Annotated in this window: 14 protein-coding genes; 6 read left to right on the top strand and 8 right to left on the bottom strand. The window is 39.3% G+C overall.

The features are described from left to right. Positions 1-119 precede the first annotated feature (119 nt). The 7 genes from B3600_RS21380 to B3600_RS21350 form a co-directional block, all read right to left on the bottom strand. Positions 120-1,268, bottom strand: coding sequence for a peroxiredoxin family protein (locus B3600_RS21380; protein WP_286754327.1), 1,149 nt, complete (start codon positions 1,266-1,268; stop codon positions 120-122). An 8-nt stretch (positions 1,269-1,276) separates the two neighbouring features. After that, positions 1,277-2,467: a thioredoxin family protein gene (locus B3600_RS21375; protein ID WP_286754326.1), complete on the bottom strand. Its 1,191-nt coding sequence runs from the start codon at positions 2,465-2,467 to the stop codon at positions 1,277-1,279. A 76-nt stretch (positions 2,468-2,543) separates the two neighbouring features. Beyond that, positions 2,544-3,992: a RagB/SusD family nutrient uptake outer membrane protein gene (locus tag B3600_RS21370; protein WP_286754325.1), complete on the bottom strand. Its 1,449-nt coding sequence runs from the start codon at positions 3,990-3,992 to the stop codon at positions 2,544-2,546. Positions 3,993-4,004: 12 nt separating this feature from the next. Continuing rightward, entirely contained in the window at positions 4,005-7,631 is a 3,627-nt protein-coding gene (locus tag B3600_RS21365; RefSeq protein WP_286754324.1) for a SusC/RagA family TonB-linked outer membrane protein, read from the bottom strand. Between the two features lie 94 nt (positions 7,632-7,725). Continuing rightward, complete coding sequence (locus B3600_RS21360) at positions 7,726-8,865, bottom strand: FecR family protein (RefSeq protein WP_286754323.1); 1,140 nt, start codon at positions 8,863-8,865, stop codon at positions 7,726-7,728. 96 nt (positions 8,866-8,961) lie between these two features. Beyond that, positions 8,962-9,555: an RNA polymerase sigma factor gene (locus tag B3600_RS21355; protein ID WP_112374354.1), complete on the bottom strand. Its 594-nt coding sequence runs from the start codon at positions 9,553-9,555 to the stop codon at positions 8,962-8,964. Between the two features lie 175 nt (positions 9,556-9,730). After that, a complete protein-coding gene (locus tag B3600_RS21350) occupies positions 9,731-10,078 on the bottom strand; it encodes a winged helix-turn-helix transcriptional regulator (protein WP_201639446.1) in 348 nt (115 codons plus the stop codon). Positions 10,079-10,190: 112 nt separating this feature from the next. Between B3600_RS21350 and B3600_RS21345 the strand changes: the two genes are divergently transcribed. The 6 genes from B3600_RS21345 to B3600_RS21320 all read left to right on the top strand — a co-directional run bounded on the left by B3600_RS21345 (position 10,191) and on the right by B3600_RS21320 (position 14,791). After that, positions 10,191-11,255 carry an NADH:flavin oxidoreductase gene (locus B3600_RS21345; protein WP_070569377.1) on the top strand — a complete coding sequence of 355 codons (1,065 nt, stop codon included), beginning with the start codon at positions 10,191-10,193 and terminating at the stop codon, positions 11,253-11,255. A gap of 162 nt (positions 11,256-11,417) precedes the next feature. Next, positions 11,418-12,071, top strand: a complete 654-nt coding sequence (locus tag B3600_RS21340; RefSeq protein ID WP_070569374.1) for an alpha/beta fold hydrolase — start codon at positions 11,418-11,420, stop codon at positions 12,069-12,071. A 318-nt stretch (positions 12,072-12,389) separates the two neighbouring features. Next, entirely contained in the window at positions 12,390-13,448 is a 1,059-nt protein-coding gene (locus B3600_RS21335; protein ID WP_236560156.1) for an SMP-30/gluconolactonase/LRE family protein, read from the top strand. Between the two features lie 331 nt (positions 13,449-13,779). Further along, positions 13,780-14,094, top strand: coding sequence for a hypothetical protein (locus B3600_RS21330; protein WP_046675693.1), 315 nt, complete (start codon positions 13,780-13,782; stop codon positions 14,092-14,094). A 32-nt stretch (positions 14,095-14,126) separates the two neighbouring features. Then, entirely contained in the window at positions 14,127-14,447 is a 321-nt protein-coding gene (locus tag B3600_RS21325; RefSeq protein ID WP_070569365.1) for a hypothetical protein, read from the top strand. An 11-nt stretch (positions 14,448-14,458) separates the two neighbouring features. Further along, complete coding sequence (locus tag B3600_RS21320) at positions 14,459-14,791, top strand: hypothetical protein (protein ID WP_112374357.1); 333 nt, start codon at positions 14,459-14,461, stop codon at positions 14,789-14,791. A gap of 13 nt (positions 14,792-14,804) precedes the next feature. On the opposite strand, the gene B3600_RS21315 is transcribed toward B3600_RS21320, so the two are convergent. Then, positions 14,805-15,569 carry a DUF72 domain-containing protein gene (locus B3600_RS21315; protein WP_236586098.1) on the bottom strand — a complete coding sequence of 255 codons (765 nt, stop codon included), beginning with the start codon at positions 15,567-15,569 and terminating at the stop codon, positions 14,805-14,807. Between the last annotated feature and the right edge of the window lie 126 nt (positions 15,570-15,695).

Genomic DNA, 15,695 nt, shown 5'->3' with positions numbered 1-15,695 from the left:
GCTGCAAGCCCTTATCTTAGCGCCCCAAAGAGCGGTGCTATAATAGAAAACAGACCCCTAACGATAGCAACTGTTAAAGGTTCATAATTAAGGAGGGGTGATTTACCCCTCCTTAAAATTTATTTAAGGAGCTCTTCGAGTTTCTCTATCAACTTTACTCCTTTTAAGTTGATTCCAACAATCTTACCTTCGGGAGAGATGAGGTAATTTTGCGGGATAGCCTGAATACCGTACAATTGAGCCGCTTGATTTTGCCAACCATTCAGATCAGACACCTGAGGCCAGGTTAACCCATCTTGTTCAATCGCTTTCATCCAGTTATCTTTTTTACCAGGTTTATCGAGTGAAACACCCAGTATCTCAAATGTTGATCCTTTAAATTTTTGATAGGCTTTCACCAGATTAGGGTTCTCTGCACGACAAGGACCGCACCATGAGGCCCAAAAATCCAAAAGCACGTATTTACCTTTAAAATCCGAAAGTTTTAACGCTTTACCTTCAGGAGTTTCCTGTTCAAAATCTAAAGCCGGCTGTCCAATTCCTAGTTTTTTTGCGAGTTGAATATCTGCATTCAATTTTTTTCCGATAGCTGTTTGCCTTAATCTCGATGACAAATTGAAAAACAAAGGTTCGGTGGTAACTACATTATCATCGTAGCTGGCAACTTCCTGCAAGGCCAACAAACTGAAGTAATTGTCTGGATTATTGACGATAAAATTTCGCTGCGCCTTCTTACGTTCTGTTTCGATCTTGTCTATTTCTTGCGCAATTTGGTTGAGCGCATTCTCGTCACGATTTTTTTCCTGATACAAATCAGTTCTTTTAGACTGCTGAACCATAAGCTTTTTCTCATAGGAGTTTAAATAATCTTGATACTGCTTATAGGCTACCTGCAGTTTACCGCCTTTCACCAAGGAAGATTCGAAAGGACGTTGAACAGTGATTTGCGTATTGGGTTCCATAGGGTCTACGTAAAATGTAAGACGCTCCATCGGGCCACCTTTGCGGTTAAAGAAGGAAGCGCCATCTTTGGAATAAAATAACATGACTTGTGTTGGTTCCATAATTTCCCCTTTATAGATCACATCATTGGATCCAAAATTAATAGAGTCAATTGTCAATTTTCTGTCCACGATGTAGCGAACAAATGCTTTAGATTTTGCGGGAAATTGTTTTCCCTTTATTGTTAATTGAAAACGCTGACCTTGAGCCGATACTGTCCCAAGAAAACTTAAAACCAAGAATATAGATGTAGCTATTTTTTTCATATTGACTATTACAGTGCTTTAGCACGTGCCACAAGAGCATCGGCCAGTTTAATAATTTTTGAAGTTTCCAGTTCCGCCAATCCACGCGCAGCTTCTGCAGCTTGAACAGCTTCTTTCTTTTTTTTCAATGCGATACAAATATCGGCCAATGTTCCTTGATTGGAATAACTTGAGGGATTCAATTCGACGGCCTGTTTGGCCAGCACATAGCATTGTTTTAGGATAACTGGATTTGCAATATTTCCTTTTGCATTGGCATTGCGGCGGGCAATAAAGCTCAATCTCTCGTTCTCATTTTTGAGCAGGCCTTTTCTTAAGACATTCGTGAGGGTAACAAACTCCTTATGGGTACCATGTGCAGCGGTCCATTCTACTTTATACAGTGCAGCTTCTATTTTTTGTTCTTGATCTTTTAGGCCTTCAAAATAGGCTAGGCCAGCATTAAACTCATCTACTTTATGATCTCTAATATAGCCATACATGGCATAACGTAGCAGCTGTGCCTCTTTTTTCGCAAAATCCGCCGGCACTGCTATGCTTTTAAAATAAGATTTGTTCGACTCAAAAAATTTTCCGTAACGATCATCCAGGCTTTGTGCCATCATTTTTATGGTCTCCCATCCGTTTGGGCTCCTCAAAAATTTATCGGTAGCCACGCTGTCCAATGCCTTTTTCGCTGCATTTGCTGCTTGACTATCGGTTTGCTCCATCACTTTAATATAGCGGATTAGAAAATTAGACTCCCGCATACCCAAATCGTACGATTTACGCAAGTTGGGGATCTGAAAATTGGGATCATTAGCTTGCTCTGCCTGTTTCAGGAAAAGATCGGCTTCCATGCGAGACTGGGTTCTATAGATCAATGTCCCCTGCCCATCTAAAAATAAATACGTGGGAAAACTTCTGATTTGGTATAATTTAGCAATATCTACGCCCTCTCCTATCTCGCAGTCAAATTTAGTATTGATAAACCTGCTATTAAAATAACGAGCGACTTCAGGTTGTGAAAACACATTTCCTTCCATCCATTTACAGGGAGCGCACCAGGAGGTAAATCCATCCAGGAAAATCAGCTTATTTTCCTGTTTGGCCAATTCCTTTGCCTGGCCAAAAGTGATCTTCTGAAACTGTATATGTTCTTGTGCAAGCAATAGCATCGACTGTGTAAAAGCCAGTGCTGTCAATAGTATCTTTTTCATATTTTTTTATTAAGAACCTAATCAATTTCTATGTTGATAGAAATTGATTAGGAATGAGTGGTCTACATCTAATTTTTTAGCGTTCGTATTGGGGAATTCCCGGATTCAACGAAAGTACCTTTGGGGGAACCGGAAGTATCATCCGGGCATCCGTGGATTCCATTTCGAAAACTTTCCCTGCCAATGGATGTTGGATTGACTTTTTAAAATTGTCTGCTATAGCGAGTCGTTTCAAATCAATCAGCCTATCGGATGCCATAAAGGGCATCTCGCGACGTCTTTCGTCAAGTACCGTCTGTAAAACAACTTTTGGATCCGTTGAGGTTAACGCTTTATTATTCTCTATTCGGCTATTTCTTAATGTATTCAAGAAACTTAGGGCCTCTGTTGTATTACCCGTCCGAACAGCTGCTTCCGCAGCAATCAAAAACAATTCTGGCGTATTAAATCCAGTGCTAAATTCGACGTAGGGAGCAAAAAGAACCCGTCCTGGAAATTTTACAATAGTAGCACCTAAAGAAGCCTGATCGCGACAGAAAAATAATTCATACCGTTTGTCCTTTGCACCTGCAGGCAAATCTTTGGCATAAGTGTCAATCAGTTCTTTTGAGGCATACAATTCAGCATTTTGACTGCCTAAAGTACTAGTCCCTATTCGCGCCCAGACGGCCTCAATATTGGTTCTTGCATCGGGAAACTGTACAGAATTATCGGTTTTTAAACAAACACGTCCCCAAGTCGTCTTATCCTTGTTCGTATATAGACTATAATCGATAAGGGATTTATTTAAAGCAAGTGCTTGTTTTGCATTCTCAAGGGCCTCTTTGTATTTTCCCTGATAGAGATAAACCCGACTTAGAAAAGAGAAACCGACGGAACGTACTGCTTGAAATCTATTTGACTGCACTGTACCCAAATTTGGCAGCGCATCATTAAGATCGCTAATTACCTGATCATAGATCGCCTGAACAGATACACGTTCGTATTTTTGATTGATATCCTCTTTCAGCACCAGGGGTACCCCTAGGTCTTTTGTGGCACTTGCAGGATTATAATGAGCGGCATAGATATTCACCAGACTAAGGTATTCAAACGCCCGGCCGATCTTAGCCTCAGCCCAAACCCTTTTCTTTTCTACCTCAGAGCCCTCTGTTGCTGCCAATACATTGTTAATAACAACATTGTAAGTGAAAATATGGCCGTATGCAGATTCCCAGTAAGGGTCGTACTGACCGTCTTCAAATATAGCACCGTGGGCAAAACTATACAGTTGTTTTTTCACATAGTCATAATAGTCATAACTTGCAGCCGACTGTGCATCCTGAGGGTCTCCTGACTGTAAATTATCTACTAAATAGTTCGGATAAATTGCGGAAGCTCTAACCAAAGATTGATCGTTTAGAAGCAATTTGTAGTCATTCAGATTTTCTGGAATTGTAAACCCCTTTGGCTTTATATCCAAATATTTATTACAGCTATTCAATGTCAATAAACCGAATAGTAATCCTATATATATTTTTCTCATTGTATTTTCTTATTAAAATCCTACAGATACACCTAAATTGTAAACCACTGGTGCCAATACACCTCGGCTAGGCCCAGAAATACTTGTCGTTGTAGCAGTTGTGTAACCAATCCAAACTTCTGGATCAATGTTTTCTTTATTAGCGGCCCATCTCCAAGCATTCAATACCTGGCCTGTTAAGCGTACATAGCTTAATTTTGTCGGGGCGATCCATTTACTAGGGAAAGTATAAGACAATGAAATATCGCGCAATTTAATGTAATCTGCTTTTTGAACAAATTTATGTGCAGCATTGAAAATATCCGAAATATTGCCTGAGGCAGCCGTGATAAATGCGGGAGCAATGTCAGGGTTACTCTCATCGCCAGGCTTTTTCCAGTAATTCAACCACAATTTATCGAAGTTACTATTGTAGTTAAGCTCCGCATATTTACTGAGGAACTCTGGATGAACTCCGCGCATCACATGACCACCATTGAAAATAAACATAAAGGAAAGCGTCAGATCTTTATATTTAAATCCATTTCTAAAGGAAACATTATAAGGCGGTATTGTAGTTCCTTCATAGATTAAATCGTCTACCGTCAAATTTTGTGTGGTTTCTACCAGACTACCGTCAGCCTTTCGTGCCAATGGTCTACCTTTGTCATTTAATCCCGCATAGTCTATACTATACAAACTACCCATCGGGATTCCAACACGATTTTGGGGAGCATAATAGTAATAGTATGGAGTATTCTGTTCAACATACAGATTGGTAATCTTATTTTTGTTGTAACTAAAATTCAGTGTACTATTCCAGCTGAAGTTTTCACCTTGGATCACCTTACCATTTAATCCCAACTCAATCCCTCTGTTCTGCATATCAGCATAGTTAAGCAGAACCATGTTCCATCCTAGCGTAGGATCCAAAGGCGATCGCCCTAATAAATCCGTAGTTTTTTTATTGTAAACATCAATACTTGCTGATAATCTATTTTTAAATAAGGAAAAATCTAAACCAACATTGTATACTGCAGTACGCTCCCATCGTAACAATGGATTTGGTGGTGAATCAATGGATGCCTGCATTTCACCATTGTAAGGATTTGTCGTGTTACTAACCCTTGAAATTAAATATGGTCCATTATCTTTTGGCACATTTCCGTTGACGCCATAGGTCATTCGTAAAGCCCAACGATCTAATGGTTGCCAGTTGATTTTTGGCAAATGATACAAAGCACCGATTGACCAAAGTGGTTTGTATTGCGTTTTGATATCCGTACCAAATAAATTGGATTGATCTATCCGAATACTTCCACTTAGTGTTAACTTGCGACTATAGGTATAAGAGCCATTAGCATAAAAGGAAACAAATCTATCTAGTGCGTCTTGAAAACCTTCTTCTTTCTTCCGGGTAATCGTATAGCTATTGAACAATGCCTGAGTGTTCTGAAGCATTATTCCAAATAACTCTTCATTAATTCCTTTATAGACTAAGCTGTTTTCATCGTAACCATACTTGTAAATGTTTGTATATCGGTTATTAATCTGTCTACGCTCAGCACCAGCGATAGCAACGACTTCATGTTTATCTTGACGACTATATTGATAATTGAATTGACCACGCAACGTATAGCTATTGACATCATTGCGCTGCTCAAAAAACTGACCTCCCTGCGGAATATTGCGTTTGATTGATCCGTCTTTTCCGATTTGGGTGGCGTCATTCACCATACCTACAACCGATTGGGCATTTTTCCTATTCAATGTGCCATTATACCCTTCGGTCCGTTCACTTTGATAGGACAGATCGAAGTCCAGTCCTTTGATAATCTTAAAATTTGCAGCAAAATTTAAGTTAAGGTATTTATTATAGAACTTTTCGTGGATCGCTGCTACATGCTTTAAAGGAATGTAGGTCTCATCTTCCAGTCCCAGCGCATTCAAGCGATCAATCTCAAACTGAGATTTTGAACTATACCATTGCGCCGGAGAACCATCCTCATTTTCAAGCAGATAATAGGATGCTTTGCCTCCCATATAGTTATCGTAGAAATTGAAGCCAATATTACCCTCTCTATTTTGGTTTTTTCCCAATACATTTGCGCGTAAACTAAACCAATCGGTAAACTTAAAATTATTTTTCAGACTAAATCCCAGCTCCTTGTTTGTCGCCCGTCCCTTATTGTAATCTCCCGGCTGCGTATAATTGAGGGAATAATGGTATGTATAACGATCGGATCCGCCCGAAATAGCGAGATTATGCTGCTGATCGAATCGGGTCGTATTCAGAAATTTATCCATTTGACTAAAGCGATCACGATTTCGATATACATCCAGCCGCTTTTCCATCTCTTCTTCCGAAATTACTCCACCTTTGCGATCGTACAAAATTCGATAAACGTCGTTCATCGCTTTTCTCGGGTCAATAACAGCGTAATCTCCTGAACGATAGTTAAACATTTCCTTTTGAAAGTTGACCAGTTCAGCGCTACTCATCTGATTGAGGTAGCTGCGGCTTGGAAGCCCTCTAAAGGAAAGCGTATTGCTATAATCAATCTTTGTTTTGCCTGCAGAGCCTATTTTTGTCGCAATAACAATAACACCGTTAGAGGAACGCACGCCATAAATGGAGGCTGCCGAAGCATCTTTCAAAACGGTTATGGAAGCAATATCATTGGGATTAATAGCTGTTAAGTCACCTTCAAAAGGCATACCGTCAACAACGATTAGCGGAGCAGCCTGTGCGTTGATGGTGGAGCGTCCACGAACCTCGATACCCAGGTTATTTTTCGAATTCTGTGGACTTGAAGTATTTCGCACCAAATTTAGCCCGGGCAACAATCCATCGATCCGGTCCAATAAATTAGGTTGAAGCCGTCCTTCCATGTCTTTGGCTGTCACCTGAGCAATTGAGCCTGCTGCTCTTTCTTTGCTTATTTTTTGGTATCCTGTATTGACCGTAATGTTCACTTCCTGCAATTGCTCATCCAAGGCTCTTAAGGTAATCGTACCCAAATCGGACTTAGCTGCAATCGTAAGTGGAGCAAATCCGACCATGGTAATGTCCAAAAAGCTATTTAAACTAACGCCATTAATTTCAAAATGACCATGCTGATCTGTAACGGTTCCTTTTGGAACACCTTTTACACGAATCGTTGCACCTTGAAGTGGTCTGTTGTTATAATCGACAATAAAACCTTTTACCGTCATTAACTGATTAGTGATCGATCGTTGAGTCTGTTGAGATTTTTCGTGTACGACAATAATCTTCCCCTTGATCTCAAAATCGAGATCCAAATCGTCCAATAACTTCCCAAGAGCATTTCCCAACGATTCTTTTTTAACGGTTAAGTTAACCTTTGTATCTGGATCAATAGTTGTGGCCGCCCATACATAAGAATAGCCAGTCTGCTTATTGATCTCTGAAAAAACCTTTCTCAACGACACTGATTTCTCCTGTATCGATACGTCCTGTCCATACGTTTTAGCTCCAACATGAAGCAGACAACAAGACATTAGTATGGTTGTAAGCGATATGCGCATAATGTTTCCCCTCCATTGCGGCCTACCCCAAATATCTGGGCGATCGCTGTTTTTCATTTGTTGCGTTTGATCGTATAGGGCACGACCAAGTTGTGCATAATTTTTATACATTTGTTTTAGGTTAAGAATTAAAATTCTGTTACAGTTAGAATTACTTGATCTGAAGCCCTAAATGTTGCAAGCGTTTAGGGTTTCGTCTTTTCATTTAGGTTGTTTTGTCTACATAAATGGTCTTTCCTTTAAATTTAAACTTAATTTTCCCGGTACTCTCCAGTACGTTGATGATATCTTTCAGACTGCTGTTACGAGACAACATCGCTTCAAATTTTTCCGATTTTATTTGGTTATCGAGATAGACGACATCTACATTATACCAAGACGCTAACTCATCCATAATACCCCCTAAAGTCTCCGAATTGAACACGAAATATCCGTCTTTCAATGCATTGCGCGCGTCAAGATCAATTATTCGTCGTTCAATTTGACCGAGTTTGATATACGATTCTTCCCCTGGCAACAGTATAATCTGCCTGTCGCCCTGTCGAACCCTAACTTTACCTTCGTATAATGTCGTTTTAAAGTCTTCTATATTCTTGGTTGATTTCACATAAAAATGTGTCCCCAATACGGAGATATTGATCTTCCCTGCTTGTACCACGAAAGGTTTCAGTTTTGGAACCTCACCTTCCCATGGTAAATATTTTTTGGCAACTTCAAAATAAGCCTCCCCCACCAAACGAACCTCCCGCATACTATCTACTTCATAATAATCCAACTGCGTTTTGGCATTCATCCATACTTTGGTTCCATCAGGTAATAGCATGGTCATTTTCCCACCCTTGGGTGTCGCAGCGAATAAATTATTCACTCGTGCCGCTTTATTTTTAACGGGTGATACAAACGATAATAAAGTATCTCCTGGAGCCATCGAAATTGAATTTCCATTTCCTAGACGTACTACCCCTGTCATTTGAGCGGGTTGAATATCTTTATCCGGAGTCTCCTGATAGACCGTATCCGAAAGATTATGTATAAAAAACAACACGAGTAATCCAATCAACGCCGCGGCGATACCATAGGACAACATACGTTTATAAAAAGGTTTAGTGTATGAGGTATTGAGGTAATCTTGTTCAAAGAGGGCAAATGATTCCTCCCAATCATAACGGGCTATCCCGTCTAAATCCGCTTGCATTTGATCTTTGTTGTCAATCAGATCACATAGCCCCTTATTTGCATCAGTTTCGGACCGCCATAAGTCCAACTGTAATTTTTCGTCATCGCGCAATCCTTCCAGCTTGGATTTGCTCAGTAAATAAATGATATGTTGGGGTATTTGCTCCATATTGCTCTATATACTTAAAACAATATTTTGATTTCGTTTCTCTAAAGAGGTGGTAGATATTTTCACAAAAACCTATGTATCAGAAGTATAAATTTTCTAATAATAGAGTAAAAGCAAAAGTAGGCAAAAAAACTGGTCAGGCTTGAGTCTTAATCTCAAAAGTTCAATTCCCCTTTTCTTTTGATTGTAAATCGTACTAGTGGTTAGTCCTAAGGAGATCGCTGCTTCCTGTGGGCTTAAATCTTCAACAATCAACTTACGCATCACTTGCTTACATTGCTCAGGCAGGGTATCAATGGCATCATGGATCGTTCGAAGCGTCTCCAAATAGATCATTTGATGGCTGATCGGTAAATCGACCAGATCGACCTGTGACGTATAAAAATTGGTTTTTTGTTGAATTCTATTTTCTTGTTGGATCCTGTTTAAAGCGGCGTTTCTACAACTTGTGTAGAGAAAACCTCGGATTGATTCAACATGATCAAAATCTATCCGGCGCTCCCAAAGCTTTAAGAATACATCCTGCACGATTTCTTCGATGGTACCTTTATCAAGATTCATCTTTTCTAAAAAATAGCACATTGGACTATAGAAAGTTTTGTACAGAAACTGTAAACCATCCCTTCTGCCCTCCCGAAAAGATTTTAAAAAATCTTGCTTGCTAAATTCTTGGTTTACCTTGTTTTTCACAATTCAATATTACTTAAATTTTAAATAAATATGAAAATTTCATTTATTGTGATCAACAGTCCCGCGCTGGCAAGCAATAGAAAACGGACAGGCCAAACCGGTTGACACAATACTATTCCATTCGGCAGCGATAGCGTAAAAGCGAAGCAAGATCGATGTATTTAGATTATAATTTCTACGCGATCAATTCTGGTGATACAGACTCTTCATAGTAGGCTTCATTCCATTTTGCCAATTGGCACATAATAGGTATTAAAGCCTTGCCCTTTTCTGTCAAAGAGTACTCTACGCGTGGTGGGAGCTCCTTGTACTCTTCTCTCAAAATAACGCCATCCTCTTCCAATTCTTTTAATGAACTGGTCAAAACCTTTCGAGAAATATGTTCGATGAGCGCATCCAATTGACCAAATCGGGCTTTTCGATCGCGCAAAGTATAGATAATCACAGGCTTCCACCGGGTACCTAAAATTGCCATGGAACGCTGCATGGCACAGGAACAACTTTTAAATTCAGTCCTTTTCATTTGAATATATTCAAAATAGTTACGCGAAGGTAACTAGTTTATACTAATAATAGTTACAAATATATACTATTTAAAATATATTTGTGAAGATTCACGATTTAAAACGAGAAAAATGAGCATACAAACACTTTTTAATCCATTTGAGTACAAAAATCTAACACTCAAAAACCGCTTTGTAATGGCACCAATGACGAGAGCATTTTCGACGGATGGAATTCCCGACAGCGCTGTAGCGGGATATTACGAGCGTCGTGCCGCGGGAGATGTCGGTTTAATTTTGACGGAAGGTACCGTTATCGAACGACCTTCATCAAAGAATTTAAAGGATATCCCAAACTTTTACGGTGACCAAGCACTGGCCGGCTGGAAAAATATCGTGGATGCAGTGCACGAAAAAGGCGGAAAAATAGCCCCTCAACTATGGCATGTTGGTTATACTCCTATGCAATGGACTCCGCCCGCTGCGTTTGAAAGCCCAGATACAATGACATTAGCGGATATAGAGGCCACGATACAAGCTTACGCTGACGCTGCTAAATCTGCAAAAGACCTCGGTTTTGATGCTTTTGAAATCCATGGCGCCCATGGCTATCTGATCGACCAATTTTTCTGGGAAGGAATGAACCACAGAACAGACGAATTTGGTGGAAAAACAATTAAGGAGCGCTCTAAATTTGCGGTTGAGGTCGTCAAAGCAATGCGAAAAGCGGTTGGACCTGATTTTGTAATCATTCTACGTCTATCACAATGGAAGCAGCAAGACTACACAGCCAAGCTTGCTCCCACCCCCGCAGCGATGGAAGACTGGATCCTACCATTGACAGATGCCGGTGTCGACATTTTTCATGGAAGCCAACGTCGTTATTGGGAGCCGGAATTTGAAGGTAGCGACTTAAATTTCGCTGGATGGCTCAAAAAAATTTCAGGACAACCCACAATCACGGTTGGATCCGTAGGTCTTGACAAAGATTTTGGCGATGTATTTACAAATTCGGAGTTCAAGTCCTCTCCCGCTTCACTGGATGAACTGGTTCGTCGTTACGAACGTGGCGATTTTGACCTTGTAGCTGTAGGCAGGGCGATCTTGCAAGATCCGAATTGGGTGAAAAAAGTGCAAGCCGAAAAATACAACGAATTATCGACTTTTGAAGCGAAGAGTTTGGCGAGCTTATCTTAGTAAGCTCGAGCGATTAGGTGGATTAAAATTACATTATTTAATATTTACGTTATTCAATAGTATAAACAGGGGCTAAAATTCACTTTCGAAGCAATTTTTGCCCTGTTTTGTAACGATAATTCAGTACCTTGTCTCCGCAAATGGATACAGACACTTGATTAAATGAAAATCACCGCAACCAAAATATATGTCATCAGCGGATTGGGTGTAGATCAACGTGTATTCAGCAAAATAGACTTTGGCTCGCTTGATCTAACCTATCTAGATTGGATTACACCAAGCCCCAATGAACCACTGTCTATTTATGCAAAAAGAATATCGACTAAAATTACTGCAAAGAACCCCATCCTCGTTGGGCTTTCCTTTGGAGGAATGCTTGCAATAGAAATTGCCAAGATTATCGAAACAAAACAAATTATCCTGCTTGCTTCAGCCAAAGGACGGCATGAATTACCCAAACTGTATCGCTTAGCAGGCAGACTCAAAATCAACAAACTGGTTCCTAGTCCGTTACTAAAGTTCCATTGTTTTCTATCAGATTACTTTTTTGGCATACGTAACAAAGAAGATTCCCGCTTGCTAAAACAGATTTTATACGATACAGACCCCATCTTTATGAACTGGGCAATACATCAAATTCTGCAATGGAAAAACAATTCGGTTCCGGACAATTTAATTCATATACATGGTAGTAGAGATCATATTATCCCCATCAAAAATGTAAAGCCCAACTTTATCATTAGGGGTGCGGGACATTTTATGACAGTCACCCATGCCCAGGAGGTTGAAAAGCTCTTGCAAGAAATCTGCTTGTAAATCACCTCCTTTTAATCACCGAGACCAATCCCAACTTTTCTAGTCGCTCAGAAAATTAAATCCAAGCGGATTCGTATCGACATGAAACACACGATATGCTGAGCAGTGTAAAAAAGTATTATTTGAAGAAAAGGACAAACAATAATTGAGAATAGAAGGTTCTTCTATGAGAGCGCGGTCTCTTTACGTAACTAAAAAATCGCTGTTTATTGCTTAATGGGACCAGTCCAAAGTAATATAGTAAGGTTAAATTATAACAAGAATATGCGAACACGGCTCATATTAAGTTTTTTATTCTGTCACATCTTTTTTCTCACTATGCTGGCACAAGTTAATGATACTACAGCCCCGAAATTGGAGGTCGCAGCAGCTTTAGGCCCGTACCGTCCGATCGGTGTGAGCGCTAGCTCCAACAATCGATTATTTGTTTCCTTCCCAAAACAAGCTAAAAATTATCAGTATGCACTTACTGAAATCATCAATGGAAAACCTGTTCCTTATCCAAATGAAGAATGGAATTTAGAAGGAAAAGAGAATTCCCACTTTGTAAATGTTCAGGATATATTTGTCGATACCGAGGACAATCTCTGGGTATTGGATTCTAAACCATCTGCTGCTGGATCAATTTTTGGCAAAGATGAAAAATCAAATCAAGGCCAGTTTAAATTATTAAAAATCAATACAAATACAAATCAAATTGAACATATTTATCGTTTCGACGACCTTGATAAAACCAAATCAGGTCTAAATGATATGCGTATTGATCACAAGCGAAATTTAGCCTATCTCTCCGATCCCGGCCAAGCGGCCATCATTATTTTAGACCTTAAAACTGGACTGACTAGAAAGGCTTTAACTGGAAGCCGTTTTACGCTGGCTGATCCTGATGTATTATTAAGCTATAATGGTATTGAAATGCGTAGTGAAAATGGAAAGCCTTTTTCTTCCAACGTGAATGGCATAGCATTGAGTCACGACTTTAAATATTTATATTTCAAAGCCATCAATCAGACCCATTTGTACTGTATTGCAACAGAATTTTTAGCCGACGCAGGGCTGACGGATCAAGAATTGGAGGCAAAAGTGGAAGACAAAGGAGAAGTCGGAATCACGCATGGCTTACTAGCAGACATTGATGGAAATATTTATCTCACATCGTCAATAGATTATAGTATTAAATATTTAAATCCTGAGGGAAATGTGAATACCCTGGTAAGGGACTCCCGAATACTATGGCCCGATTCTATGGGTATCAGCGGAGATGGATACCTCTATTTCTCTTGTGCACAGCTCTTTAAAGACCCGCAATGGAATAAGGGAGCTGACAAGGTAGAGTTGCCATATTATGTCTTTAAGGTCAAATTACCGAAATTTTGAAAAAAATGTTACAACAAGTGAAATTCTTAAGCATAAAACTCGCGCTGACACATCTACTTTTCACCTAGCTATTATTCTATGCGCAGCCTTCACAAAATTCCCTTCGAATAGTTCCCCTTTATATTTGTCCATCTTTTCTACCCACAAGAAAAGGAACTGAAATTCAGATTCATAAAAACAATAAAATCGAAGTAAAAGCACAAATCACTAAGACATGCCTCCAACTATAAAAAAACAACAGCCTGTTAGATGAAGTATAAAATTTTTAGCAAAAACTTTTTTATACTAATATTTTTAGTATATTTGAATATCAGTTTTAGACAATGCTTTTATGGAACACAGCGCAGCATATGACAATAAGGATTTACACGTAGGTGACATCGTTCGCTTTCATACCCCCTATTCCGATGAGGATCCAAATACGATTTTCATTGTACTATGGTCATACTACGATCCGGCTGGAAAATCATCACGGGCTGAAGTGGTTAAATTTGACCAACGTTCCAAACAAACACCTGTCATTCAGAAGTGGTTTATACGAGATTTAGAAAGAGTCCCCGAAGTAAGTCCAGAATTGCTGAAACAAATTGAGTTATTTATGAAAAGTAAACTTGGCAATGCTATTATCAGTAAGCTAGTCATCTAACAAATTTTAGATCTTCAAATTCGACGTAAAATATGGAAAATAAATTCAAAGAGAAGCGAGGGATGGTGTCAGGTCCGATCTGGTCTGACTGGCGCGAACAACTCCGGGAAAGTGAATTAATCGGCTTACATCAGAGACTCGAGAATCTAGAAAGAGAAATACTCCTTGATTGGCTACAATGGCATGATCCAAAAGGAAACTATACAGATCGTAAATGTATTGAAAATGGCGTGCAGCAGCTTTCCAAATTAAAGGCTGTCGCGTATATCCATAAAGAAATCCTGCGCATCCACATGAAAAGAAGATACAATGCCTTTTCGAATACACACGCACAACTCATCTTTAACAACTAAAATTTCAGATTATGGAGTCTTTTATTAAACAGATCATAGCGCATCAGCTTCCAAAAATTCTAGCTATGGAATCGCATCGCACAGATTGGCGTTATCAGCTCATGAACTTAAAAGATAAGACACTATTCGATAGATTAATGCTGATGAAAAGACAAGAATTACTTGCTTGGCTACAATGGCACGATAATGCTGGGACTTACGCTGATCACGACTGTATCCGGAGAGGTATTCCCTTATTTACGAAAACTCAAGCATTGACCACTGCTTATCAGCGGATTATGCGTGAACATGAAGGCTGGGACGGCTATATGGGAAATGAATATATCCGTGGCAGTGTACTTTAAAAAAAGACACCTTTTAAGCAGGAAATATTTTGTTCGCAGTGATATACGAGGCTAATGTCTTTAGATTAGGAAGTGCCGCTCCTATTGTATTATTAAAATAAGTATAGACTTCTTTTCCCGCTGCAATCCATTCGTTAATATAGGTACTGTATTCCAACAATAGGCTGTCCGGATAGCTTCCCTTATAGTCACCATTTGGGCCATGAAAGCGCATATAGATTATCTTTGCATCCGCATATTGAAGACGCATACCTTGCATATCCTTATCATGAATAACCAGATGCATTTCATAGGATTTTAAAAGTTCGAAAGTTTCTTCTCTATACCAGGAAAGGTCCCTAAATTCTACACATACCTGCCATTTTTCACTTCTCTTATCCTGGGCAATACAATCCAGCAGTTCAACAAGCATTCCAATAGAAGCAAATTTAAAAGATGGTGGTAATTGTATGAGCAAGCACCCTTTCTTTTGGCCTATAGCGTCAATAACAGATAGAAATCTAGCGACATCCTGTGGATCAAACTTAAGTTCTTTTTGATGCGTAATTCCCTTCCATAGTTTAAAGGTGAAACGAAAATCATCGGTCGTCTCTTCGGACCATCTTCTGACTGTTTCTTCTCTGGGAATTTTATAAAAAGAACTGTTTACTTCCAATGAGTTAAATAGTAAACTGTATACAGCCAATCGACTTTTATCCTGTAACTCCTCAGGATAATAACTTTTATTCTTGTAAGGTAAAAGGATACCGCTCGTTCCAGTAAAATATGATTTTTCCATACCCTTATAACAATCGAGCAGCATGCAATGGTTCATTTTTTCTTTCATAGACGAATTATCCTTTGTATTGGTCTGCAATTGAATTGCATATAAAAAACAATTTATCTAAGTTTGAGAAACAAGTAG

The sequence above is a fragment of the Sphingobacterium sp. UBA2480 genome, from assembly GCF_002341965.1.
Classification (GTDB): Bacteria; Bacteroidota; Bacteroidia; order Sphingobacteriales; family Sphingobacteriaceae; genus Sphingobacterium; species Sphingobacterium multivorum.
Note: the sequence above shows the minus strand (reverse complement) of the source record. Positions and strands in the feature narration are given on the sequence as shown.

Excerpts from the sequence above, each read along its gene's own strand:
- B3600_RS21380 (WP_286754327.1), bottom strand. The coding sequence starts at position 1,268 with ATGAAAAAAATAGCTACATCTATATTCTTGGTTTTAAGTTTTCTTGGG.
- B3600_RS21375 (WP_286754326.1), bottom strand. The coding sequence starts at position 2,467 with ATGAAAAAGATACTATTGACAGCACTGGCTTTTACACAGTCGATGCTA.
- B3600_RS21370 (WP_286754325.1), bottom strand. The coding sequence starts at position 3,992 with ATGAGAAAAATATATATAGGATTACTATTCGGTTTATTGACATTGAAT.
- B3600_RS21365 (WP_286754324.1), bottom strand. The coding sequence starts at position 7,631 with ATGTATAAAAATTATGCACAACTTGGTCGTGCCCTATACGATCAAACG.
- B3600_RS21360 (WP_286754323.1), bottom strand. The coding sequence starts at position 8,865 with ATGGAGCAAATACCCCAACATATCATTTATTTACTGAGCAAATCCAAG.
- B3600_RS21350 (WP_201639446.1), bottom strand. The coding sequence starts at position 10,078 with ATGAAAAGGACTGAATTTAAAAGTTGTTCCTGTGCCATGCAGCGTTCC.
- B3600_RS21345 (WP_070569377.1), top strand. The coding sequence starts at position 10,191 with ATGAGCATACAAACACTTTTTAATCCATTTGAGTACAAAAATCTAACA.
- B3600_RS21340 (WP_070569374.1), top strand. The coding sequence starts at position 11,418 with ATGAAAATCACCGCAACCAAAATATATGTCATCAGCGGATTGGGTGTA.
- B3600_RS21335 (WP_236560156.1), top strand. The coding sequence starts at position 12,390 with ATGCTGGCACAAGTTAATGATACTACAGCCCCGAAATTGGAGGTCGCA.
- B3600_RS21330 (WP_046675693.1), top strand. The coding sequence starts at position 13,780 with ATGGAACACAGCGCAGCATATGACAATAAGGATTTACACGTAGGTGAC.
- B3600_RS21325 (WP_070569365.1), top strand. The coding sequence starts at position 14,127 with ATGGAAAATAAATTCAAAGAGAAGCGAGGGATGGTGTCAGGTCCGATC.
- B3600_RS21320 (WP_112374357.1), top strand. The coding sequence starts at position 14,459 with ATGGAGTCTTTTATTAAACAGATCATAGCGCATCAGCTTCCAAAAATT.
- B3600_RS21315 (WP_236586098.1), bottom strand. The coding sequence starts at position 15,569 with ATGGAAAAATCATATTTTACTGGAACGAGCGGTATCCTTTTACCTTAC.